Annotated in this window: 23 protein-coding genes and 1 tRNA gene; 10 read left to right on the top strand and 14 right to left on the bottom strand. The window is 69.4% G+C overall.

The window, feature by feature from the left end; all coding sequences use genetic code 11:
* Window positions 1-91 precede the first annotated feature (91 nt).
* The 3 genes from EP28_RS05775 to EP28_RS05765 form a co-directional block, all read right to left on the bottom strand.
* A complete protein-coding gene (locus EP28_RS05775; protein WP_155118437.1) occupies window positions 92-691 on the bottom strand; it encodes a hypothetical protein in 600 nt (199 codons plus the stop codon).
* A gap of 450 nt (window positions 692-1,141) precedes the next feature.
* Window positions 1,142-1,215, bottom strand: a tRNA-Ile gene (locus EP28_RS05770).
* 119 nt (window positions 1,216-1,334) lie between these two features.
* The gene (locus EP28_RS05765; RefSeq protein ID WP_049983055.1) at window positions 1,335-1,973 is read right to left on the bottom strand and encodes an FxsA family protein; all 639 of its coding nucleotides are present in this window, start codon (window positions 1,971-1,973) and stop codon (window positions 1,335-1,337) included.
* Window positions 1,974-2,062: 89 nt separating this feature from the next.
* Here EP28_RS05765 and EP28_RS05760 point away from each other — a divergent pair, with 89 nt between their 5' ends.
* Together EP28_RS05760 and EP28_RS05755 are read left to right on the top strand one after the other, a co-directional pair.
* Window positions 2,063-2,749: a DUF1405 domain-containing protein gene (locus EP28_RS05760; protein WP_049983054.1), complete on the top strand. Its 687-nt coding sequence runs from the start codon at window positions 2,063-2,065 to the stop codon at window positions 2,747-2,749.
* A 79-nt stretch (window positions 2,750-2,828) separates the two neighbouring features.
* Window positions 2,829-3,875 carry an enolase-like domain-containing protein gene (locus tag EP28_RS05755; protein ID WP_049983053.1) on the top strand — a complete coding sequence of 349 codons (1,047 nt, stop codon included), beginning with the start codon at window positions 2,829-2,831 and terminating at the stop codon, window positions 3,873-3,875.
* Window positions 3,876-3,924: 49 nt separating this feature from the next.
* On the opposite strand, the gene EP28_RS05750 is transcribed toward EP28_RS05755, so the two are convergent.
* From EP28_RS05750 to EP28_RS05715, 8 genes are all read right to left on the bottom strand, one after another.
* Window positions 3,925-4,299 (bottom strand): 2Fe-2S iron-sulfur cluster-binding protein, encoded by a 375-nt coding sequence (locus tag EP28_RS05750; RefSeq protein WP_049983052.1) that lies wholly within the window; start codon window positions 4,297-4,299, stop codon window positions 3,925-3,927.
* Between the two features lie 75 nt (window positions 4,300-4,374).
* Window positions 4,375-5,088 (bottom strand): TOBE domain-containing protein, encoded by a 714-nt coding sequence (locus EP28_RS05745; RefSeq protein ID WP_049983051.1) that lies wholly within the window; start codon window positions 5,086-5,088, stop codon window positions 4,375-4,377.
* Window positions 5,089-5,133: 45 nt separating this feature from the next.
* Window positions 5,134-6,474, bottom strand: a complete 1,341-nt coding sequence (gene hemA / locus EP28_RS05740) for a glutamyl-tRNA reductase (RefSeq protein ID WP_049983050.1) — start codon at window positions 6,472-6,474, stop codon at window positions 5,134-5,136.
* Window positions 6,471-7,151, bottom strand: a complete 681-nt coding sequence (locus EP28_RS05735; RefSeq protein WP_049983049.1) for a precorrin-2 dehydrogenase/sirohydrochlorin ferrochelatase family protein — start codon at window positions 7,149-7,151, stop codon at window positions 6,471-6,473. The genes hemA and EP28_RS05735 overlap by 4 nt, the downstream gene beginning before the upstream one ends.
* Window positions 7,152-7,158: 7 nt before the next feature.
* Window positions 7,159-8,244: a siroheme decarboxylase subunit beta gene (locus EP28_RS05730; protein ID WP_049983048.1), complete on the bottom strand. Its 1,086-nt coding sequence runs from the start codon at window positions 8,242-8,244 to the stop codon at window positions 7,159-7,161.
* A gap of 54 nt (window positions 8,245-8,298) precedes the next feature.
* On the bottom strand, window positions 8,299-8,766 hold the full coding sequence (locus tag EP28_RS05725; RefSeq protein ID WP_049983047.1) for a DUF7112 family protein: 468 nt from the start codon (window positions 8,764-8,766) through the stop codon (window positions 8,299-8,301).
* Between the two features lie 9 nt (window positions 8,767-8,775).
* A complete protein-coding gene (locus EP28_RS05720) occupies window positions 8,776-9,195 on the bottom strand; it encodes a 30S ribosomal protein S6e (protein WP_049983046.1) in 420 nt (139 codons plus the stop codon).
* A gap of 139 nt (window positions 9,196-9,334) precedes the next feature.
* Complete coding sequence (locus tag EP28_RS05715; protein ID WP_049983045.1) at window positions 9,335-10,042, bottom strand: lipoate--protein ligase family protein; 708 nt, start codon at window positions 10,040-10,042, stop codon at window positions 9,335-9,337.
* A gap of 90 nt (window positions 10,043-10,132) precedes the next feature.
* Between EP28_RS05715 and EP28_RS05710 the strand changes: the two genes are divergently transcribed.
* Both EP28_RS05710 and EP28_RS05705 read left to right on the top strand, forming a co-directional pair.
* Window positions 10,133-11,815 (top strand): sensor histidine kinase, encoded by a 1,683-nt coding sequence (locus EP28_RS05710; protein ID WP_049983044.1) that lies wholly within the window; start codon window positions 10,133-10,135, stop codon window positions 11,813-11,815.
* Window positions 11,816-11,904: 89 nt separating this feature from the next.
* Window positions 11,905-12,795 carry a DUF8155 domain-containing protein gene (locus EP28_RS05705; RefSeq protein WP_049983608.1) on the top strand — a complete coding sequence of 297 codons (891 nt, stop codon included), beginning with the start codon at window positions 11,905-11,907 and terminating at the stop codon, window positions 12,793-12,795.
* 134 nt (window positions 12,796-12,929) lie between these two features.
* On the opposite strand, the gene EP28_RS05700 is transcribed toward EP28_RS05705, so the two are convergent.
* From EP28_RS05700 to EP28_RS05690, 3 genes are all read right to left on the bottom strand, one after another.
* Window positions 12,930-15,014, bottom strand: a complete 2,085-nt coding sequence (locus tag EP28_RS05700; protein WP_049983043.1) for a molybdopterin biosynthesis protein — start codon at window positions 15,012-15,014, stop codon at window positions 12,930-12,932.
* Window positions 15,011-16,318 (bottom strand): molybdopterin molybdotransferase MoeA, encoded by a 1,308-nt coding sequence (gene glp / locus EP28_RS05695; RefSeq protein WP_049983042.1) that lies wholly within the window; start codon window positions 16,316-16,318, stop codon window positions 15,011-15,013. Before glp ends, EP28_RS05700 begins: the two co-directional genes overlap by 4 nt.
* Before the next feature lie 126 nt (window positions 16,319-16,444).
* Window positions 16,445-17,347, bottom strand: a complete 903-nt coding sequence (locus EP28_RS05690) for a CehA/McbA family metallohydrolase (protein ID WP_049983041.1) — start codon at window positions 17,345-17,347, stop codon at window positions 16,445-16,447.
* Between the two features lie 184 nt (window positions 17,348-17,531).
* On the opposite strand from EP28_RS05690, the gene EP28_RS05685 reads away from it, so the two are divergent.
* From EP28_RS05685 to EP28_RS05660, 6 genes are all read left to right on the top strand, one after another.
* Window positions 17,532-17,978 (top strand): DUF7969 family protein, encoded by a 447-nt coding sequence (locus EP28_RS05685; protein ID WP_049983040.1) that lies wholly within the window; start codon window positions 17,532-17,534, stop codon window positions 17,976-17,978.
* Between the two features lie 152 nt (window positions 17,979-18,130).
* Window positions 18,131-18,469: a hypothetical protein gene (locus EP28_RS05680; RefSeq protein ID WP_049983039.1), complete on the top strand. Its 339-nt coding sequence runs from the start codon at window positions 18,131-18,133 to the stop codon at window positions 18,467-18,469.
* A 125-nt stretch (window positions 18,470-18,594) separates the two neighbouring features.
* Complete coding sequence (gene mch, locus EP28_RS05675) at window positions 18,595-19,533, top strand: methenyltetrahydromethanopterin cyclohydrolase (RefSeq protein ID WP_049983038.1); 939 nt, start codon at window positions 18,595-18,597, stop codon at window positions 19,531-19,533.
* 8 nt (window positions 19,534-19,541) lie between these two features.
* Window positions 19,542-20,075, top strand: a complete 534-nt coding sequence (locus EP28_RS05670; RefSeq protein ID WP_049983037.1) for a double winged helix-containing putative transcriptional regulator — start codon at window positions 19,542-19,544, stop codon at window positions 20,073-20,075.
* A gap of 70 nt (window positions 20,076-20,145) precedes the next feature.
* Window positions 20,146-21,351 carry a potassium channel family protein gene (locus EP28_RS05665; protein ID WP_049983036.1) on the top strand — a complete coding sequence of 402 codons (1,206 nt, stop codon included), beginning with the start codon at window positions 20,146-20,148 and terminating at the stop codon, window positions 21,349-21,351.
* Complete coding sequence (locus EP28_RS05660) at window positions 21,348-21,701, top strand: nuclear transport factor 2 family protein (RefSeq protein WP_049983035.1); 354 nt, start codon at window positions 21,348-21,350, stop codon at window positions 21,699-21,701. The genes EP28_RS05665 and EP28_RS05660 overlap by 4 nt, the downstream gene beginning before the upstream one ends.
* The last annotated feature ends 135 nt before the right edge of the window (window positions 21,702-21,836 follow it).

The raw sequence follows: 21,836 nt of genomic DNA, 5'->3' as shown, positions 1-21,836 counted from the left end.
CTGCGTGTCGCGTAGCGAACGAAACGGGTTCGATGGATCGGCGATTCGCACTCGTCGGTGACCGGTTCTGTCCATGCGATAGGCCTCACTATCACGCGATGTCGTACTGGATCATCAGCGGTACGAACGCGAGCACGTCCTTCGGCGTCGCGTCCGCATCGAGCGACATCGAGAGCTGATACGACCCCGTCGGGCGCTCAAACTCGATCGTGCCGACGGATCGTTCACGGGGCGTCAGCACGGTATACGAGGGCGGGAGCAGCAGCCGGGCCGGCGACTCTCGGAGGAGCGCCGAGAGCCGGCCGTCGCTTTCGACCTTCGCGACGAGGTCGCCGGTGTCCGGATCGAACACTTTCGCGCGGTGGGACGTGAGACTGCGGGGGAACGATATCTCGGCCACTGGTTCGTCGCTGGCGGCGTCGACGAGCGAGTACACGTTTCCGCTCAGCCGTTCGCGGATCGATCCGCTCTGCAGTCTGCACACCTCCCGTCCGTCGGCGTCGCTGAACACCATCCCGTCGCCGAAGCTACTACCCGTGATCAGGTCCTTACCACCGCCCTCGCTGCTGACTAGCTCTCGATCCTCCGTGTCGTAGATACCGTGCCCGCTCGCGATACTTTTGATTCCTGACTGATATTTAAACTTCGATCTCTCCTCCGGGAACCGCTTCAGTGCTGTTGTTTTCTCCACGTTCGATCGCCTCCGTTCCTCTCGTACAGACGGCATGTGGTAATTATCATTATCCTCAATTCAAATTTGTGGCACGCGCCGTCGCGTGACAGTGGGCGTCGTTGGCCGTCGCGAGAACGATCACGCTCGCCGACCACAGGAGAGTCCACGACGTGACGAAACTCCCCTACGGTTCCGGAGCGATCCGTCGTGGGTTGTATTGGGTACCGCAAGTGCTCCCGTAATGGATTGATGTGAGGCGTTGCTCCGGTCAGCGCGAGACCGCCCTCACATCATCCTGTCACCACCTCGGCTAACGCAGATCGGGAGACGGTGGTGACTACCGGCTTAATCCTTGCCCGGACAAGACACGCTAGCGGTGTCTCTAGGGGGTGTAGAACGACGAAATTGGGTGGCTGGGGAGTCCCAGCCCACCAATCTCACACGGCCAAAGACCGTGCGTACAGTAGGTGGGCCAACACGGATTTGAACCGTGGACCTCCCGGTTATCAGCCGAGCGCTCAACCTGACTGAGCTATTGGCCCAGGTGAGCGCATTCAGTCGTTGCGCGGGTAGGATTTTAAGGGTTTCCTTTCGATCGTCGTCCCGCCGTCTCGCGGTTTCGACCGGTCGCTGCCGCGCCGTTCGTCGACCGGGGGAGCGGTCAGTCAGTCCGCTTCGACTCGTCGTCCTCGACGGTGTAGTCCACGTCGACGACGTCGTCGGCGTCGTCTCCGCTCGTTCCGTGTCCTCTATCGGGGCCGGTCGATCCGCCACCGGTCACGTCGCGGCCGGTCGGATCGGTCGATCCGCCGACTTCGTCGCCGTCGAACCCGCCGCCGAAGCTCCCACCCATCGTGAATCCGCCGCCGTCGCCGTCGCCGGGGAACCCACCCACGTAGACGTTCCCACTGGTGAATCCGCCGGTCTCGCTGTCGAGGTACGGGACCACGACGTATTTTTTCAGTGCCACGCGGAGCGGGACCCGAGAGAGCGGGAACGCGAGCAGGAAGCCGACCGCGTCGGTGACGAGCCCCGGCGTGAGCAGGAACGCGCCGGCGGCGATGAGCAGTCCGCCGTCGAGCAGTTCGTCCGTCGGCGGCTCGCCGCGAGCGAGCTTCCGTTGGACTCGTGCGAGCGTCGCGCGCCCTTCAGCGCGTAAGAGCAGCATCCCGAGCACGGCCGTCAACACGACGAGCGCGACGGTGGTCGGCCAGCCGAACTGCTCCGCCACGAGGATCAAAAAGAGGGCGTCCACGAGTGGGACGACGAGTAGTAGCGCGAGCAGCGTTCGCGGGCGCATACCACGGGGTTCCCGCCGGGGACTCATAGCCCTTTTCGTCCTCACTCCGCGACCGCCACGGCTTTGACCGCCCGGTCCGACCCGAACGTATGAATCTCGTCGGCGCGCTCGGTCGCGACCCCCCGGATAGTGAGTCGCTTCCCGAGTGGCTCGCACCGCTTCCGACGGCGCTCGAAGACGTCGCCTTCCGGTTCGTCTGGGTCATCGTCGCGATCAACCTCGCCGGAACCGCGTTCGGGTTCTGGTACTACCGGTTCCAATTCCGGACGCTGCCGACCGAAATGTGGCTGTTCATCCCCGATAGCCCCGGTGCCACACTGCTCATCGCCGCCGCGCTCGCGGCGTGGGCCGTCGGTCGGTCGAGTGACACCCTCTCCGCGCTCGCCTTCTTCGGGAACATCAAGCTCGGGCTGTGGACGCCGTACGTGCTCGCTGCCTTCTACCCGCAGTTCCTCGCGAACTCGGGACCCGCCATGTACGCGTTCCTCTTCGTGAGCCACCTCGGCATGGTCGTGCAGGCGTTCGTCCTCCATCGGATCACCGACTTCCCGCTGAAGGCGGTCGGCGTCGCGACCGCGTGGTACACGATAGATCTCCTCATGGACTACTTTGTTCCCGTGACCGGCGACGTGACGCACACGTCGCTGCCGTACGCCGATGCGACGCCGTGGTTCACGACGACCGTCCTCCAGGTCGCGGCCGCCGGCGCGGTCGTGTTGACCGTCGTGCCGCTGTACTGGGCGCTTGCGACGCGAGTCGCGACGCTCCGACGATGAGTCCGTCCGCGAACCGAACACGGCTCGTCGTGGACCGCGTCGGTCCCCGCTTAAGTTCGTTCGAGCCCTCGTGGGCGACATGCACGTCTACGAGCGGATCGCCGGGCTGACGGTGACGATCGAGTCGGTCGGTCGCCGTCAATACGTCAGCGACACGACGAGCGGCTTCGAACGGACGACCACGGAGTTCCGACTCACGGGCGACGGCGTCGTCGGCCGCGGCGAAGACGTGACCTACGAAACCGACGACCACGACGCGCTCGCCGGATCGGACCCGATCGACCTCGAAGGTGAGTGGACGATAGCCGAGCTGTCGGCGCACCTCGACGACGTGGACCTCTTCGCTGCGCGACCGCCGACCCGAGAGATATTCCGGCACTACCGCCGCTGGGCGGTCGAGAGCGCCGCACTCGATCTGGCGCTGCGTCAGCGCGGCGAGTCGCTCGGCGAGTTCCTCGGGATCGAGCCGGATCCCGTCCGCTTCGTGGTTTCGACCCGTCTCGGTGACCCGCCGACGACCGACCGCGTCGAGGAGCTGCTGGCGCTTGACGCCGACTTGGAGTTCAAACTCGACCCGACGCCGAAGTGGTCAGACGGGGTGTTCGTCGCTCTTCGCGAGACGAACGCCGTGCGAATCCTCGACCTGAAGGGGTGGTACGAAGGAACGGACGTCGACGTCGACGCCGACCCCGAGCTGTACCGCGACGTGTTCGCCGCGTTCCCGACCGCCGTCGTCGAAGATCCCGCCGTGACGCCGGAGACGCGAGCGCTCGTGGAGCCACAAGCAGACCGGCTCTCCTTCGATTACCCCGTCGACGGCGTCGAGAGCCTGCGCGGGCTGCCCGTCGAGCCGGGATGGTGTAACGTTAAGCCCTCGCGGTTCGGCACGCTCGAATCGCTGTTCGAGACGATCGACTACTGTCTAGAGAACGACATTCGACTGTACGGCGGCGGGCAGTTCGAACTGGCGAGCGGCCGGACCGCGATCCAGACGCTTGCCGCGCTGTTTTACCCGGACGCCCCGAACGACGTCGCGCCCGGGGCGTTCAACGACCCGGCGTCGTCGCCGCCGTACCCGACGAGCCCGCTCGCGCCGCGATCCGACGCCGTTGGCTTGGAATTCTGAGAGAGTGATCGTCGGCGAGAGACGCACTGTCGGTGCGAGACCGTTCCGATCAGTCGTCGTCCGCGGCCGCGCCGTCGACGCCGCCCGTCGCCGCGCCGTCTCCTGACCCGTCGCCGTCGGTCCCAGACGCGGAATCGTCCTCGATGCTCGGCGGATACTGCCCGCGGTTGAGTTTGAGGTCGGACTGCGGCCGCGCCATACAGGTGAGCGCGTACTCGTCTGCTTCTTCATCGGTGAGCCCGCGCGCGGCCGGTTGCGTCACCTCGCCTTCGAGTATCTCCGCGGAACAGGCCAGACACATCCCGACGCGACAGGAGTACTCCTGTGCGATCCCCGCTTCGATACACGACTGGAGGATCGTCTCCGTGTCGGCCACCTCGATCGTCTCACCGGTGCCGACGAACTCGACGGTGTACTCGGTCATGCCGCGGAGTACCCACCGACCCATCAAAAAGGGATCCCCTCGATCTCGTCGGCGGCGCGGCGACGACCGCGTTCGTCAGGGCGTATCGGAGTCCCTCGTCTGACTCACCACCCGCGTCGCGGTCGCTTTCCACCGGATGGCCACGTCGTCGCCGGGGGACAGATCCAGCCGCTCCGCGCTCTCCTCGGTCATCAACACGCGAAAGACCACGCCGTCGACATCGACTCGCACCGTCCTCACTGTCTCCCCGGTCTCGGTTCCGAGCACTTCCGCGCGCAACCGGTTCCGAGCGCTCGTCTCATCCGGATCGACTCGGTCGCCGCCCGCGTACACGGTCACCGCGTCCGCGCCGACGCGGACTTGGACCGAGTCGCCGGGCTCTGCCCCGTCGTGGAGGCCGCGAACCGCACCGACGGCGGTGGCGACGGTGGCCAACTCGCCGTCGACGCTCCGCACGGTTCCGTCAAGTACCGTCTCGGGAACGGTCGCGGTCGCCGCGAGCACGGCCTGCAGCCGGTCGTACCGGTCGAGAAGTCGTCTCCCGGCGGCCGTGAGCTGACTCCCGCCGCCGCCTGACCCGCCGCGCGTTCGGTCCACGAGCGTCCCGAACGCGTCCTCCAGCGTTTCGATCCGCGAGAGCGCCCGGGCTCGCGAGCGACCCAGATCCGATGCGGCCGCCGCGACGGATCCGGTCTCGTGGATCGCACCGAGCAGCGCGGCGTCGCCGCCGTCGAACTCGACCCCGTCCTCGATGAGCGCCGCTCGGCCTCGTCCGGTCGTCTCGCTCATAAAAGGCTGATCGCCCCGCGGGGTGTTGGCGTTTTCCCTCCCCGCTCAGTCGTCGAGTTCTTCCGTGGCCGAACCGGGCGGTGCGTCGAACTCGGCGGCGGCGTCGTGGTTCGGCGCGAACGCGCCGGGACGGTCGGGAAGCGTGTCGAACTCGGGGTCGAACAGACGGAGGGCGGTGCGGATAGTCTCCCAGTCGTCCTCGCCAGCGGCGTCGCGAAGCGATCGCGTGGGGGCCGCGAGCAGCTGTCCGACCAGCGCGTCGGCCATGTCCTCGACGGTCTCGCGCTGGGCGTCCGTGAGGTCGCCTTGCGACTCCAGCTTCGAGACGGCGCGGTCGACCTCGCGGGCCTTCACGCGGTCCGCGCCCGCGTACATCGCCGAGATCGCGTCGTCGGCGCGCTTGCGCTTGTACGCCTGAAGGATGCGGTCGAGTTCCTCGTCGATGATCTCCTCGACAGTCTGGGCCTCCTCCTCGCGGCTCTCGCGCGTCCGTCGGGTGACGTCTTCGAGCGCGTCGATGTCGTAGAGCGTCACGCCGGAACGGTCGCCCGCCGCGGGGTCGATGTCGCGCGGCTGGGCGATGTCGATGCAGACTATCTGGCCCGCGTCCGCGACGTGGTCCGGGTCGACAACCGGCTCCGTGCTCCCCGTCGCAGAGATAACGAGGTCGGCGTCGGGTATCACGGCCGGGAGATCGGCCAGCGAGACCGCCTCTGCCGGCGTGTCGACCTCCTCCGCGAGGAACTCCGCGTTCGGCACCGTGCGGTTCGCCACCACGATGTCGGAGACCGGCGTGTCGTCGAGCGTCCGGGCGGCGAGCATTCCCATCTCGCCGGCACCGATCACGACGGCTGACCCGTCCGTCAAGTCGATCTCGGTTGCGGCGAGCCGGACCGCCGCCGATCCGAGCGAGACGACGCCCTCGTTGATCGACGTCTCGTTACGGGCACGCTCGCCGACGTGGAGCGCCTTCGTCACCGCGTCTTTCAGCACGGGACCGATACCGCCGGCGGACTTCGACTCCTCGTACGCCTCGCGGAGCTGTCCGATTATCTGGTCTTCGCCGAGCACGAGCGATTCGAGACCAGACGCGACCCGCATCAGGTGCTCTAAGCTCTCTTCGTGGTCGAGGCGGCGGACCGCGCCGCCGCGTACCTCCGGCGCGAACGACTCCAGCGCGACCGCTCCGTCGATCGTCCGGTCGGTGACGACGAACGCCTCTGATCGATTACACGTCTGGAGCGCGAACGCCTCTTCGACCCCGTCGCGCGCGAGCAGGTCAGAGACGGTGGCGCGGACGCCGTCGCCGCCCGCGGCCTCGATCTCGTCGACCGTCGCGCGGGAGTGGGCGACGCTGACGCCGGTGATGGCTCCCGTCTCGTTCATCGGGTGAGTACCTCCTCGATCACGGAATCTGCCTCTCTCCGACCGTAGGATCTCCCCTTTTGTAAAGCCTTCCAAACCCCGTCGGATCGCACGACTCGGCGGATCGCATTCCGTCGCGTTTCGGGAGCGATACCCCGCTCTTTGAGTTCCGTCCGAAGCTCGCCGGACAGCGACGCCATGGCTCCCGCCCCCTCTATTTCCGTCTCGATCCGCTCTCGGAGCGCCTTCGCGAGCGCCGGGCTCGCGCCGCCGGTCGAGAGGGCGATCCGAACGGGACCGTCGTCGACCGTCGCCGGGACGACCACGCTGTTCGCGTCGCGGGTGGCGTCGGGATCGGTCGAGACGTCCGTGCGGTTGATCATGATGTCGCGCTCGTCGGCAGCCGTCTCGACGGCCGCGTTGACGGCCTCGTCGTCGGTTGCGGCGACGGCGAGTATCGGCTCGAACCGATCGATCCAGTCGCCGACCGCGTCGGCGTCGGGCGCGGCGCGAACGAGTTCGACACCGCCCCGACCGGCGTCGCCTCCCGCGAGATCGGTCAGCCTGTCGTCGAACGTCGGACTCACCACGACGACGCGGGCCTCGTCGGCGAACCGCGCCGCCTTCCGCGCGCCGACGGAACCGCCGCCGACCACAAGCACCGTTTCGCCGGTGAGATCGTGATACAGTGGAATCACGGTGCGATCACGCCGTGTTGCTGTCTGCGCGGTCGGCGATGCGAATTCCCGTCTTCTTCAGGATGCGAGTCGAAAACAGCGTGTCCCAGTCGTCCTCGCTCACGTCCCAGTACTCCGCCATCAGGTCTCTGACCTCCGCTATCCGGCGTTCGCTCTCCGCTTCCGTCCGTCCGTGCGTCATCGCGAAGAAGTTGTACTCCCAGACGCCGGCGTGGCGCGGACGCTCGTAGCAGTGGGTGACGAAGGGCAGGTCCGCGACCGCCGGGCCGACCTCGTCGAGCGCGTCTTCGGGCACGTCCCAGACGGTCATGCCGTTCTCCGTGTACCCGAGCGCGTAGTGGTTCGGAATGACGCCGACTCGACGAATCTTCCCCTCCTGTTCGAACCGTCGTATCGTCTCTATCACCCAGTCGACGTCGGCGTCGATAGCGGCCGCCACGTCGGCGTACGGCGTTTCCGTGATCGGGAGCCCGCCCTGAATCTCGACGACGAGATCGCGTTCAGCGGGAGTCAGCGTCGTCCGGGCGGTCGGGGACACGTCGGGACCGACCCCTGACAGGTCGACGTCGCCGTCGGAGACCGGCCCGTCGACGAGGAACTTCGCGCCGACGTGGAACTCCCGGAGCTTGGGGAGGTTGTACGTCTCCTGACCGGTCGCCGCCTCGATCTCCGCGAGCACCTCCTCGACCCGGTCGGACCCGTCTTTGTCCGGGTCCGGGTGGTCGGCGACGCTCACGACGAACCACATGTTGAGGTGCGGGTGCTCGCGCTCGTAGTTGTGCGCGACTGCGGTGAACTCGTTTACCGTCTCCGCGACCGCTTCGTAGCGCTCTTCGGGCGCGTGCATCGCGACGAGGGACGCCGCGCCGCCGATCGCCTCGGCGTTGACGAGCGCGCCGAACCGCGACAAGATCCCCTCCGCGTCGAGGTCGCGGACGCGCTCGCACAGCTCCGGCCCCGTCACGTCGACGCCGCGCTCTCGGAGCGCCGCCGCAGCCGGCTCGAACGGCCGTCTTGTCACCGGAAATCCGCCTTGAAAGGCGTTGATGATCCCGCGGTCGAGCGTCGTCAGGTCCGCGTCGACCTCTCTCATGACTCCGGATCGGAGCCGAGCGAGAATAAGCGATCCGACCGCCGAGTCAGAGGGTCACCCGTCGAGATTCCGCGCGATGTCCGACAGCGAGGACCGCGGTCCGCGGTTCGCGTCGTAGATGGCGCGTTCCCCCGGAATACGAAGCCCGTACAGCTCGCCGGGGACCACGACGTCAAGGACGACGCTCTCGCCCGATTCGCGGCCGTTGGCGTCGAGCCACGCGACGAGACGGTTGTCCCCCTCGCCCGGTTCGCGCGCGAGCCGTCGGTTGTCGTACGCGCCGCGGATCAGCCTTCCGCGCCCGTCCGCTCGCACGAGAGCGTGCCGCTCCTCTCGGTCGAAGACGAGCCGAACGACGTCGCCGTCGGAGAGATCGAGCGACTCGCAGGCGCCGGATTCGACGCGTCCGGCGAGCGCGTCGTCGTCCGGGAGACGGACGCAGGGACGGCGAGTGCCGCCGCTGCGCGCGAGCGAGACGCGTATCGAAGCGACGCCCTCGTCGTCGGAGGGAACGCGGGGCATCGACCGGATTTACTCGTCGTCCGCGTCGGCGTCGGCGTCGTCGTCGGCCTCGTCGCCCTCGCCGAGCGCCGCGGCGACGTCGTCGCCGTCAACGACCGAGACGTTGATCTGTGCGACGTCGTCGTCGATCTCGCGGCCTCGGACCGTGATACGCTTGCGCTCGCCCTCTCGGGACGGCTTGAATCCCACGCCGTCCTCCAAGAGCAGTTCCTTCAGGCGAGTGCCGGAGACGTCCTCGCGCATCGGCCGCCCGGTTTCGTCGGAGCCACCCGTGATCTCAACGGTGTGTTCCGAGAGTCCGACGGCGTCGCCGCCGATCTCGTCGCCGATCTCGCGTCCGAGGAATCGGTTCGCGTCCTGTCCGTCGACTTCACGCTGGAACGTCTCGCCGGTCGCGGGGTCGGCGATGACAACTTTGAATTCGGCCATGCGCGAACCGAGACCCCCACGAATAAAAAGCACGTCGAAACCGTGATCGAAGGCAGAACGGTGCGGTCCCGTCACTCGGTACGTGAGACCGTGCGACCCGAGTCCGACCGTCCCCCGCCGACCCGACTGTCACCGATCGTCACCGACCGTCTTCGACCCGACCGGTCCGACATCGGCCGCTCCCCCACGGCCCGTCGGCGAACGCGTCTTCGACGGCACGGGCGACCACGTCGGGAGTCGCTGGACCGCCCGCGGCCGCGACGCTGCCGATGCTCGCTGGATCGAACCGAACCGAGAGAGCGTCGTAGACCGGTTCCGTGACGGCGGCGATCGCATCGGCGTCGGTCGAAGTAACGACGACGCATCCGGAGACGAGCGCGGCGTCGGCGCGAACCCGTTGGGCGAGCCCGGCGAGTTTCCCGCCGTCGGCGGCTCGGATCGAGTGTTCACCGGGACAGAACGACGCCTCCGGTTCCCCCGTGACGACGTCCGCCCCGAGCTCTCGAAGCGCGCCGATCAGCGTTTCCGTCGCCCGCTCGTAGCGATCGGTTATCGACGCCGACGCACCGGCTATCGGAACCGCGTGCGCGAACGCCAGCGTCTCGCCCGGGTACGCGACGGCCCGACCGCCGACGTCCCGTTCGATCGGCTGGAACCCTCGTGACTCGGCGATCTGCGCCGCGCGGTCGAACCCGTCGTCTCGGACATCGCGGCGTCCGAAGGCCATCACGCCGGGGGGACGCCACACGGAAAGCGCCGGGGTGCCGCCCGCCGCGCTCGCGAGCAGGCCGTCGGTCCGCGACCGATCCGAAACCGGACGATCGGCGCGGCTCCGAAACACGTCCATGCCCTCTGATATCCACCGGTACCTGAAACGCGTTGCGGGGGACGCCGTATGACGCAAGGGTTTTGCTGGGGTCGTCCGAGTCATCAACGGATGAGCGATCTCGGCGCGCTACCGGTACAGGCGTACCTCGTCGCCTGCCTGCTCGCCGGAAGTATCGGCCTCTATCTCGGGCGCGTGGCGTGGCGCGACCGCAGCGAACCGGGCGGAACCGAGGTCGCACTCTACCTGTGGTGTGGCGGTGGAATCTCACTGCTATACGCCCTGCTGGTTGCGAGCGGGAGCGAGCTGGTGATGGTGGTCGCGCTCAACCTCTCCACGCCGCTCGTCGCGGCGATCCCCGGCATCTGGATGGGGTTCGTCCTCGCGTTCTCCGGCCGGGACCGCTGGCGAACGGACGATCGGATCGTCGCGGTCGCGGCACCGGCGTTCGTTTGGGTGCTTACTGCGTGGTCGAGCGCGACTCACGGGCTTTCTCGACGATCCCTCAGATCCGTGGTCGAAGGCCCCTTCACGCTCTTGGCCTTCGGGCTCGGCCCCGCAGACTGGGCGTTCGTGCTGTACGCCTACGGGTTGTGTCTCGCCGGCGCGCTGGTCGTGGTCGACCTGTATCACCGGACCGGGAACCGGTACCGACTCCAGACGTTCGTCATCCTGCTCGGTACCGTGTTCCCGTTTCTCGCGGGAGCCGTCACGGTTGTCGACGTCGGAAGCTACGCGAATCTGGCCTGGTTCCCGTCCGCGCTCGTCGTCCACGGCGTCTTTCTGTACGGCACCGTCTTCTGGCTCGGTACCCTCGACGCCGCAGTCGTCGCCCGCGACACCGCCGTGGAAGTCATGCAAGACCCCGTCGTCGTCACCGGATCTGACGGGCGAATCCGCGACCGCAACCCCGCGGCGGAAGCGATCCTTCCTCCCGACGCAGTCGGTGGATCGCTGTCGGCAGTGTTCCCCGACTTGGAGGTCGGCGTCGAACACCCGATCACGATCGACGGCCGACAGTTCGACATTCAGGAGAATCCAATCACGGACCCCCGCGGGACCGACCGCGGACACGTCTTCCTTTTCCGCGACGTGACCGAACGCGAACGACGCCAGGCGGAACTCGAACAGCGCGAGGCGGAACTGCAGCGACAGAACGAGCGGCTCGAAGACTTCGCCGGCGTCGTCTCACACGACCTGCGGAACCCGCTCGCAGCGGCGACCGCGGCCGTGGAACTCGCCAGACACGGCGGCGGCGACACCGACGAGGCGCTCGACCGGGCGGCGGACGCCCACGAGCGGATGGACGACCTGATCGAGGGACTGCTGTCGCTCGCGACGGCGGGAGAAGCCGTCGACACACTCGATCAGGTGTCACTCGACGCCGCGGTCCGGCGGGTCTGGTCCCGGCTCGAAACCGCGGAGGCGACGCTTTCGGTCGAGGGTGCGGACCCGACAGTGCTCGCCGACCGCGACCGCCTCGAACAGCTCCTCGCTAACCTGTTCCGGAACGCGATCGACCACGCCGGCGACGACGTCGCCGTGCGCGTCACCATCGAGCGGGGGGCCGACGGCGTGGCGCTTGCCGTCGGCGACGACGGCCCGGGCGTCCCGCCGGAGCGTCGTAAACGCGTGCTCGACCGCGGCGTCTCGCTCGACGGTGGCACGGGACTCGGACTGGCGATCGTCGCCGACATCGCCGATGCACACGGGTGGGACCTCGCCGTCGAGGCGTCCGACGCCGGCGGCGCTCGGTTCGTGATATCGGGAGTCGAGCCGGACGGCGGTGAGTGATCGCGCGGAGCCATATCGGAGCGGCTGACGCTCAGTGTCCGGCCGTCGATTCCGACGCGTACTTGCCGCTCGGACCCAACAGAACGACGATGGCGATATCGATCACACCGGCTATCCTCGACCGATATCGTCGGTACTCCCGGTTCAACTCCCCGTACCGCGCTCACGACGACGGGAGCGCGATCGACCTCTATCCCGTCGGAGCCACCGCGCCGTCCCCCGTCTCCGGCGTCGTGCGCGAGACGCGGACCGTCGGCTGTCCGGACCGGTCGTACGCGGCCGACGAGGACCACCTGATCGTGGTCGATCTCGACGCGGCGTGGTGTCGTCAAGCGGATGCGCCGCCCGGAACCGTCGCTCGGATCCTCCACGTGGTCCCGGCGGTCGAGGCCGGAGAGCGAGTCACCGTCGGCGATCCGCTCGGAGAGCTAACGCGGTCGGGATTCTTCGGGCGGTGGGTGGACAACCACGTACACCTCGGCTTCCGATCGCCGGAAGCGAATCCGATCAGGGCGAGCGGGTCGCTCCCGGTGACGGCCGCCGTCGACGTGGAACCGGTCGCGTGGGACGGCACCGGCGTCGTCGCAGAGCGCGGGCCGACACATGTGGTCCTCGACGAGCCCTCACACCCCGCACCCGGGGAGCGGTTCGCGGCGATCGCGAGCGACGAGGGAGTCCCGCTCGACGGCGGGCTGACGCACTACGCGGGCGGGGGCGCGTTCGGCGAGCAGTCGCTCCGCGACGGCACAGCGCTGTCGCTCCGCGGCAGTCGCGTCGGCGTCGCTCGCGGACGGGGAATTGCGTGGGACGACGTGGCGGTCGTCGCGAACGGCGAGCGCGCGACGGGACTGTCGCTTTTCGCCGCGCGCGACGGCGTCGGCGCGAAGGTCGTCTGGCGAGACCCACCGGTCGGCGTGGGAGACGACGTGCGGATCGAGATCGTCTCGGACGACGATCCGGTTCGCCTCGGGGGTCGGTGATGGCGAACAGCCGGCGCGGCCGCTGTCTCGCGGCGGTGCGCCGGGCGACCGCCTCGGCCGCCGCGAGCGGGGCGTCAGGTCACGGGGGGCGTGGCCGCGGCATGGGATATAGAACATCGCTCTCGTCGCGCCCGTCAGGCGTCGGGCGAGCGGTCCCACGAGTAGCCGTCGAGCGCGGCCACGGGATCGTCCGCGCCGGCGTCGTCGAGGACCGCCGCGAGCGCCCGCACCGCATCGCGATCGGCGCGGTCGGGTGCGGCGCGGACGGTCACCGACTGCGCGCCGAGACTGACGAACTCACAACCCAGCCGTTCCGCCGTCTCTCGGAGGCCGATCCCCGCGTCGGCGTCGCCCGCGATCACCCGTCTGGCCGGGCTCTCGAAGGCGCGGACCGCGCGCTCGTACCCGTCTATCCGCGCCGTGAGATCCGCTCGCGATTCCGACCGCTCCGCCGCGAGTTCGCCGAGCGCGTCATCGAGGCTCCGTCGGAGCCCGGAGTCGGTCGAGCGGTTCACGAACCGGAGGTCCGCCTCGACGAGCGATGTGAGCCCGTCTACGTTAGCGGGGTTCCCCTCGGGGACGACGAGTCCCCACTCGCGGGACCAGCCGCCGAGTTCGACCGAATCGACCTCGCGGTCTGTCGGGCCGGCGACCACGGCCACGTCCGGGACGCCGTCGCGCAGTCGGCGCAGTCCCTCTCTGGAGCCGACGGGGAGGTACCGCGGCGCGTCGAGGCGATCGAGCAGCCGGTTGAGCGCGGGGTCGTCCTCGCCCGCACCGAGCACCGACGGCGGGCGGACGTCCGGTGAGAACAGTTGGACCTCGACGGTCTCGCCCGCGTCGAGAACCTCGGTGTCGGGGTCGACCGCGACGACGCCGTCGGCCTCGACGAGGCTCGTCGTCGCGCCCGATCCCTTGTCGACCGGATAAACGAGCGGGGGGTCTCCCGAATCGAGGTCGAGCAGTCCGACGGGCATCAGCCGGAGGCGGCCCTCGCCGTAGCGCTCCGCGACGCCCATCCGTCCCTCGATCGTCGCCGTGGCGGGCTCGGGCTGGCCGGCGGCCTCGCGGATCGCGGGCGCGACGAACGTCCGAAAGATCGTGAGCGCGGAGACGGGATACCCCGGAAGTCCGACGTACGCGGACTCGCCGGGATCGCGCCCGTCGTTCGAGCCGGCACCGTCGGCGTCGGGTTCGTCGGTATCAGGTGCGTCGGTATCAGGTGCGTCGGTATCGGGTGCGTCGGTATCGGGTGCGTCACCCTCCGGTCCGCCGCGATCGAGTCGGCCGATCAGCATCGGCTTACCGGGCTTGACCGCGACGCCGTGGAGGAGCAGCTCGCCGCGCGCCTCGATCACGCGGTAGATCACGTCGACGGCGCTGGCCGAGGTGGACCCCGAGGAGAGCACGAGATCGCACTCGTCGGCCGCCCGTCTGAGGAGGCGTTCCATCTCGTCGTAGTCGTCGCCGGCGTGCGGGTAGAGGATGGGGTCGCCGCCGGCCTCCGCGACGCCCGCCGCGATCGTCGTGGAGTTCACGTCGTATATCTCGCCGCGGTCGGGATCGATCTCGTCGCCGGGGCGCACCAGTTCGTCGCCCGTCGAGACGATCCCCACCCGCGGTTTCCCCTCGACCGGGACCTCGTCGACGCCGAGCGCAGACAGCAACCCGATCTCGCGCGGTGTCAGGCGCGTTCCCGGGCCGAGCGCGCGCGCGCCGGCCGCGATGTCCGCGCCGGCGCTCATCACGTTGTCGCCCGGGGCGACGGCGGTTCGGACCGCGATTCGGTCGGGCGAGGTGACGCCGTCGTCGCTACCTGCGTCGCCGTCTCCCTTCCGCACCTCGTCGGTGCGCTCGACCATCACCACGGCGTCGGCTCCGTCGGGCATCACCGCGCCCGTGGATATCTCCACACACGTCCCGGGCTCGACGGTGACGTCGGGAGCCGATCCGGCGTGAACTGCACCAGCGAGGACTAAATCGGCGGGATCGACCTCATCCGCGCCGAACGTATCTCGGGCGCGGACCGCGTACCCGTCCATCGATGCCCGGTCGAATCCCGGCACGTCGATCGCGGCGTCGATCCGCTCTGCGAGGATCCGCCCGCGGGCGTCCGACAGCGGGACCGTCTCCGACTCGCGCGCGAGATCGAGCGATTCGATCGCCTCCCGGGCGGCGTCGGGCGTGGCGAGGTCGCGGAACTCGCGACGGTCGCTCACGGCGTCACCTCCCAGAGCTGCACGTCGACTGCCGCTCCTGCTTCGAGCCCCTCGCGCGGTTCGGGAACGACGACCCAGCCGTCCGCGAGCGCGACGCTGGAGAGGATCCCGGAGCCGCTGGCGCGGGTCGGCGTGGCGACGGGGAGGTCGACGTCCGCGTCCCCGCCGTCCGTGGCGTCAGTGTCGCTCTCTCCGGTCGAGAGACCGTCATCGGCGTCCTCGATCGACACGCGCGCGAACGTCCGCGTACCGGGCTCGCTCGGAACCTTCCGCGCTAGCCGCGCGCGCCGCGTCGGGAACGGGACCGCCGTCGTCCCGCCGACCCGTTTTTGTGCCGGTCGGAGAAACTGCGCGGCGTTGACGATACAGGCAACCGGATACCCCGGGAGCGACACCACCGGCGTGTCTCCCGCTCGCCCGAGACAGACGGGGTGGCCGGGCTTGAGCGCGACGCCGTGGACGAGCACCTCGCCGATCTCGGCGACGACCTCGGGAAGCAGGTCGCGCTCGCCGACCGACGACCCGCCCGTCGTGACGACGATGTCGGCGTCGAGGTCGCGTTCGATGGCGGCCGCGAGCGCGTCCTCGTCGTCGGTCACGACGTCGCGGTAGCGCGCCTCGCCGCCCCAGCGCTCGACGAGTCGCGAGACGGTGAGCCCGTTCGTCTCGATCACTTCTCCCGGCCCCGGATCCGACTGCACCAACTCCTCGCCGGTCGGGATCACGGCGACGGTCGGCCGCTCGTAGACGGGGAGCGAATCGATTCCCACCGACTTCAACAGCCCCAGATCGGAGGGACGGAGCGTGTGGCCGGAGTCGAACAGCCGCTGGCCGGCGGCGACGTCCTCGCCGATGTCGCCGACGTTCTCTCCGACCGCGACGGCGTCGAACGCCTCGATCTCGTCGCCGACCGTTTCGGCTTGCTCGACCATCAGGACCGCGTCGGCCCCCTCGGGGACGGCGCTGCCGGTGTGGACTCGCGCGGCCTCGCCCGGTCCGATAGCGGCGACGTCGCCCGGCTCCACGGTCTCGTCCTCGCCCGCCGTTTGCAGAACTACTGGCGATCGGGACGACGCGCCGAACGTGTCCTCGGCGCGGACTGCGTACCCGTCCATCGCCGCCCGTTCGTAGCTCGGGACCGGGGCCGGGGCGTCGATCGGTTCGGCGACCACTCGACCGTCGGCCGAAGGGAGGGAGACCGACTCGGTCCGGTCGTGCGGCGAGACGGCGTCGAGCAGCGTCGATCGCGCGTCCGAGACCCGGGTCCGCCGCTTGAACCCGGACTCGCGTCTGTCGTGGCTCATGTCGTGTCGTTTCGCGTCCGCGTGCAAAAACCCCGCTCTCCCGGCGGGTTCCGCTCCCGCGCCGTGAGGTCGGCCGGGTGTCGCGGCGGCCGCGTCGACGCGCGCCGCGTCGGTTTCGGCGATTCTTCAAGTCATCCACGAGAGCACCCGCGCGGCGCGGTGGGCACCCTGAGCGATCGCGACGCGGACCGTCGAGACGAGGTCGGCAGCTCCCCGCGTCGCGGCGGCCGCGCCTCTGCTCGCACCGGTCGCGGCGTAGTACCCGGTCTTGCGACCGGCGGCACCGACGTAGTGTTTCGCGGCCATCCGGATCGGCGCGCGTCTGCCGTCGACGCTCGTCGTTCCGTTGCGGATCGCGTCGAGCACGTCGTCGGCCGTGACCGCGGTGATCGAGTCGCGGTCGGCTATCTCGACGTCGGTGTACGCCCGCCCGACGTACTCCAAGTGGTGGGCGTCGCTCGCGGCCACGCCGGGGTAGTCGTGGTCGGCGGCGAACCGCCGCGCGCGACGGTTGCGATACCCCGTGAACAGCCACGCGTTGAACACCTCGACGGCGTCGACCTCGTCGACCTCGCCGACGGCGTCGGCCGCGTCGCCGACCGCGACGCCGCCATCGGCTCGGTCCCCCGCCGCGGTTTCGGCTTCTGCGGGAACCGGAATGTTGCGCTGTCGCACGCCGTGGCGCGACCGCTGGAAGGGGTGCGGCACGATCGCGACACCGCCGTGGTCGTGGATCCACGCGACCGTCTCCGCGTACGGCTTCCGCCGCGGCGGCATCCGATCTACCCCGACCGCCAGCAGGTGGCCGTGCGCCGTCGACACCTCGACGCCGGGGATCCCGATCAGCCCGTACTCGTCGGCGATCTCGGCCGCGCGCTTCGACTCGCCGATCACGTCGTGGTCAGTTATCACGACCGCGTCCAACCCGATCTCCGACGCGTGTTCCAAGATCAGCTCGATCGGCTCGTGGCCGTCGTAACTGTCATCGGAGTGGACGTGCGGGTCGATCGAGACGGTGACGCCAGACACGTTGGCCCGTAACGGGCGGAGGTATATAAAAACGCGAGAGAACTGGCGGAGAGCGCCGCCGCGTCCGGGAGAGAACCGTGCCCGATGTGTTCGACCGCGGTCCACTACGCCGCGATCGATCGCGTCGTCTTCGGGACCGGCTACCGGCCGCTTATACGATCGGCGGCCGTACCTGAACGAGGAGATGAGCTACCCGGTCACCTACTACTGTCCGCGCTGTGGGACCCTCGTCGAGCTCGACCGCGACGGCTACCTCGCGGACAAATCGGTGACGCCGTATCCCCTTGAGGGGTGGGCGTACGTCGCCCCGACGGAGCCGTTCGAGGACGCGGCCGAGGCCGACGGCGTCAGGTTCGTCTGCGGCGAGAGCGACGGCGTCGTCTGGGATCCGCACGACGGCGTTCGGGGAACCGACGCCGGCGTCGACGAGCCGGACCGCGAGCCGCGCGAGGATGCGGTTGGCTGCGGCGAGCCGTTCTACCTCTCTTTCGTCCGCTACGAGGCGGGCCGCGAGGTCGACCCGCGCGCCGAGACGGAGCTGGTGGAGATCGACCCCGATCCGCGGCCGAGCGGGCCGCGCGGCCCCGGCGGTCCCGGGCGAGCGGGTGACTCCGACGGCGGCTTCTGGTGACCGGGTGGGACACGGTGTCCGACGGCGGCTTCTGGTGATCGAATCGGATCCCGGGCGGCGGCGGCTTCCGCGTGGTGCGCCGCACGGAACCACTGGCTCCGCCAGCCGGAATCGCCCGTAGCGTTATCCCGATGACCCGCGTTTGTGTACGCATGCCGGACACCAAGTCGGGTCGCGAAAAGCAGGCGCGAAAGGCCGAACGACGACGAGCACGACAGGACATCGCGGAGGCGCGCGAGCGTGCCGACGAGACGGAACCCCCGGACGACGCGCCGACGACGTGTTACCGCCGGGGCTGTGACGAACCGGCCGCCTTCTCCGTCACGGAGCGGTATCTGGAGGACACGGGGAAGGGTGCCGTCGAATCGACCGCGCTCCTCTGCGTCGACCACACGGTCGCTGAGGGGCCCGCAAACTTGGACCGCGCCTACGACGAGTACCTGTTCCAAATCGAACCCATCCCGGGCGTCGATGTCGAGGACGTCACCTGATCGGGAAGACGTCACCTGATCGGGTGCCCGTCGACGGACACGAACCCGTCGTCGAGGCCGTCGCCCCGCATACGCGGGCGGCGACGACAGACAAACCCCTTAATGGGCGAGCGAGAAGGGGCGGTATGGAAAGCATCAACCGGACCGCGATCGAGCTCGTCGACGAGGCGCTCGACTTCGCCGGCGAGCTCGACGTCGTCGGCTACGAACTCGACAACGGCGCGACCGTCGTCGACTTCGGCGTCGACGCCGCCGGCGGGGTCGAGGCGGGACTCCTTCTCGCCGAGATCCAGACCGCCGGGCTCGCGAACCTGCGGACGCGCATGGGCGAGGTCGCCGGCGCGCCGCGCCAGTACGTCGAACTCTCGACGGACCACCCAGCGATCGCGCTGCTCTGCTCGCAGAAGGCCGGCTGGGAACTCGTCACCGACGACGGCTTCGAGGGGCTCGGCTCCGGTCCCGCCCGGGCGCTCGTCGGCCGCGAGACGGAGTTCGAGCGCGTGGGGTACTACGACTCCTCCGAGTTCGCGACGCTCGCGGTCGAGTCGACGGCGCTCCCGACGGAGTCGGTCGCAGAACACGTCGCCGACCTCGCCGAGGTCGATCCGGAGGGTGTCTTCCTCCCTGCGTACGCCACCGGCTCGACCGCGGGGTCGGTCGCGACCGCCGCGCGCGCGGCCGAGCTCGCCGTCTTCCGGCTGCTCGAAGTGGGCTACGAACCGACCGACGTGCTCCACGCCTCCGGGTCCGCGCCGATGGCCCCGGCCACCCGCGACGAGGATCTCGCGATGGGACGGACGAACGACGCGCTGGCGTACGGCGGCGAGGTGCACCTGCAGGTCGCCCGCGACGACGACCGCTTCGAACAGATCGTCTCGACCGCCCGCGACGAGTACGGCACGCCCTTCGTCGAGGTGTTCGAGGAGGCCGACTGGGACTTCTACGAGGTGGACGAGCGCGTCTTCGCCCCCGCGAAGGTCACGGTCGACGTCCTCGACGGGCCGGTGTACACGGTCGGCGAGACGGACGAAGAGCTGTTGGCCGCGTCGTTCGGCTACCGCTGACCCCGGCGATGCGTCTCAAGCCGGTCCCCGAACCGCCCGACTCGCTCGACGTCTTCCGCGAGTACCAGCGCGCGGTGCCGCTCGTCCCCGGCAGCACGGACGACTGCTGTGTCCGCCTCCGCGACCGCCGCGGCCTCCCCGACCGACGGACCGCGAGCGACTGGCTGGCGTTCCTGCGCGCGCTGGGGCTGGTCGACGAGACGCCGCAGGGGTTCGTTCGCACCGACGCCGACCCGGCGCCGGAGCGCGTCCGCGAGGGGCTCCGCGAGGGGGTCCTCCTCGTTCCGGAGACGCTGTCTGCCCTGCGGGCGGCCTCGCCTGCGGACCCGCTCACGCCCGATTCCCTGTTCGCGGCGACCCGGGAGTCGGTCCCGCGTCACGACCGCGCCCGTGACCCGGAATGGGAGGCGACGTGGCGCGAGCGCGCCGACCGGCTCTTGGGCTGGCTCGCGCTCGTCGATCTGGCCGAGCCGGTCGCGGTCGGCGAGGGACCGGACGGCGCAGGTGACGCGACCGCCTACGTCGCCGGCGACGCGCTCTGACACGTCGGGTCGAGACCGGAGAGGGACAGCCCGTGACAAGCCTTTTACTCGGAGCCGGAGAGGATGTCGCATGGGACGATTCGACGAGCGGGAGTCGCCGCTCACGGTCCGCTACGAGCCGGCGAGTGTGAAAGACCTGCTCGTGGAGATGAAAGACACGGCCGAGCTGCTGATCGATCTGTCGTACTCCGCGGTCCTCCACGGGAGCCCGACGGTCGCCCACGAGGTCGTCGAACTCGAGCACCGGATGGACGTGCTCCAGATGCGCGCGCGGATGAGCCTCATGCTCGCCGCCCGGAGCCCGGACGAGGCCGAGACGCTCGCGCCGGTGCTCGGCGTGGTCGGCGCGGCCGACAAGATCTCCGACGCCGCGGGCGACATCGCGAAGATCGTCACGGAGGAGATCGGACTCCCGGACGCGATGCGCGGCGCGCTCACTGAGGGCGTCGAGACCCTCGTCCGCGGGACCGTCGCGGACGACTCCGGCTACGCGGGACGGACGCTGAAAGACATCGATCTGGAGTCCGTGACCGGGGTTCGCGTCATCGCGATCCGCCGCGCGGACGACTGGATTCTCAACCCCGGCCCGGAGACTCGCCTCGAACCCGGCGACGTGACGCTCCTCCGGGGGCCGGAGACGGGTGTCGCCGAGGCGTACCCCGAACTGGCACAGGAAGCGTTCGAGCCGGACGAACCGGTCGAACCGGCGATCGACGACTTAGAGCGCGCGGTCGACTCGATCGTGTTGATGAAGAACCTCTCCGAGCTGGCGGTCGACCTCGCGTACGGCTCCGTGCTGTTCGACAACGCGGCGCTCGCAGACGAGGTGAACAACTTGGAGATCGAAGTCGACGCCCTCCAGTCGCGGTTCGAGGCGTGGACGCTGCGGGCCGCCCGCGAGGCCGAAGACCCCGTCTCGCTCCGCGGGCTGATCCACCTCGGCGTCGCGACCGAGGAGATATCGGACGCCGCCTTGGAGATCACGGAGGGCGTCGCCCGCGATATCGGCGTCCACCCGGTCGTCGAGATGGCGGTGCAAGAGTCCGACGAAATCATCACCCGCACCGTAGTCGAGGCCGGCAGCGCCCTCGAAGGAACGCAGATCGAGGAGGGGATACCGGCGACCGACATCTCGACGAGCGTCATCGCGCTCCGGCGGCCCGAGGAGGGGTGGCTGGTCGGCCACGACATCGACACGACGCTGCGCGCCGGCGACGTGGTGCTCTCGAAGGGGACGCGGACCTCGGCGGCGGAGTTCGAGGCGCTCGCGGCGTGAGCGACCCGGAACCCGCGGCGGGCACGCGACTCGCCCGCGCGTACTACGACGCGCTCGACGCCGGCGAGTACGACCGGCTCGCAGAGCTGCTCGCGCCGGGGTTCATCCAGCGGCGTCCCGACCGCACCTTCGAGGGACGCGAGCGCTTCGTGGCGTTCATGCGCGACGAGCGACCGATGACGGACACGACCCACGCCGTCGACCGGGTGTACCCAGCAGGCCCCGGCGTCGCCGTCCGCGGCCGGCTGCTCGACGCCGACGGCGACACCTTGTTCTCCTTCGTCGACGTCTTCGAGATCGCGAACGGCCGGATCGCGGCGCTGGAGACGTACGCGGCGACGGACGAGTAGCGGGCGCTCCTTGCCGAGTAGCCGGCGGTCATAGACGAGTAGCGGGCGCTCCTTGCCGAGTAGCCGGCGGTCATAGACGAGTAGCGGGCGGCCCTTGCCGAGTACTGAGTGGCCCCCTGTCGGTCCGGATATGCC

It is taken from the genome of Halorubrum sp. BV1, from assembly GCF_000746205.1.
In the GTDB taxonomy this organism is placed as follows: domain Archaea; phylum Halobacteriota; class Halobacteria; order Halobacteriales; family Haloferacaceae; genus Halorubrum.
This window is presented reverse-complemented; position numbering and strand designations above follow the sequence as displayed.

Coding starts and splice junctions, on each gene's coding strand:
- EP28_RS05765 (WP_049983055.1), bottom strand. CDS start 1,973: ATGCGCCCGCGAACGCTGCTCGCGCTACTACTCGTCGTCCCACTCGTG.
- EP28_RS05760 (WP_049983054.1), top strand. CDS start 2,063: ATGAATCTCGTCGGCGCGCTCGGTCGCGACCCCCCGGATAGTGAGTCG.
- EP28_RS05755 (WP_049983053.1), top strand. CDS start 2,829: ATGCACGTCTACGAGCGGATCGCCGGGCTGACGGTGACGATCGAGTCG.
- EP28_RS05750 (WP_049983052.1), bottom strand. CDS start 4,299: ATGACCGAGTACACCGTCGAGTTCGTCGGCACCGGTGAGACGATCGAG.
- EP28_RS05745 (WP_049983051.1), bottom strand. CDS start 5,088: ATGAGCGAGACGACCGGACGAGGCCGAGCGGCGCTCATCGAGGACGGG.
- hemA (WP_049983050.1), bottom strand. CDS start 6,474: ATGAACGAGACGGGAGCCATCACCGGCGTCAGCGTCGCCCACTCCCGC.
- EP28_RS05730 (WP_049983048.1), bottom strand. CDS start 8,244: ATGAGAGAGGTCGACGCGGACCTGACGACGCTCGACCGCGGGATCATC.
- EP28_RS05725 (WP_049983047.1), bottom strand. CDS start 8,766: ATGCCCCGCGTTCCCTCCGACGACGAGGGCGTCGCTTCGATACGCGTC.
- EP28_RS05720 (WP_049983046.1), bottom strand. CDS start 9,195: ATGGCCGAATTCAAAGTTGTCATCGCCGACCCCGCGACCGGCGAGACG.
- EP28_RS05715 (WP_049983045.1), bottom strand. CDS start 10,042: ATGGACGTGTTTCGGAGCCGCGCCGATCGTCCGGTTTCGGATCGGTCG.
- EP28_RS05710 (WP_049983044.1), top strand. CDS start 10,133: ATGAGCGATCTCGGCGCGCTACCGGTACAGGCGTACCTCGTCGCCTGC.
- EP28_RS05705 (WP_049983608.1), top strand. CDS start 11,905: ATGGCGATATCGATCACACCGGCTATCCTCGACCGATATCGTCGGTAC.
- glp (WP_049983042.1), bottom strand. CDS start 16,318: ATGAGCCACGACAGACGCGAGTCCGGGTTCAAGCGGCGGACCCGGGTC.
- EP28_RS05685 (WP_049983040.1), top strand. CDS start 17,532: ATGAGCTACCCGGTCACCTACTACTGTCCGCGCTGTGGGACCCTCGTC.
- EP28_RS05680 (WP_049983039.1), top strand. CDS start 18,131: ATGCCGGACACCAAGTCGGGTCGCGAAAAGCAGGCGCGAAAGGCCGAA.
- mch (WP_049983038.1), top strand. CDS start 18,595: ATGGAAAGCATCAACCGGACCGCGATCGAGCTCGTCGACGAGGCGCTC.
- EP28_RS05670 (WP_049983037.1), top strand. CDS start 19,542: ATGCGTCTCAAGCCGGTCCCCGAACCGCCCGACTCGCTCGACGTCTTC.
- EP28_RS05665 (WP_049983036.1), top strand. CDS start 20,146: ATGGGACGATTCGACGAGCGGGAGTCGCCGCTCACGGTCCGCTACGAG.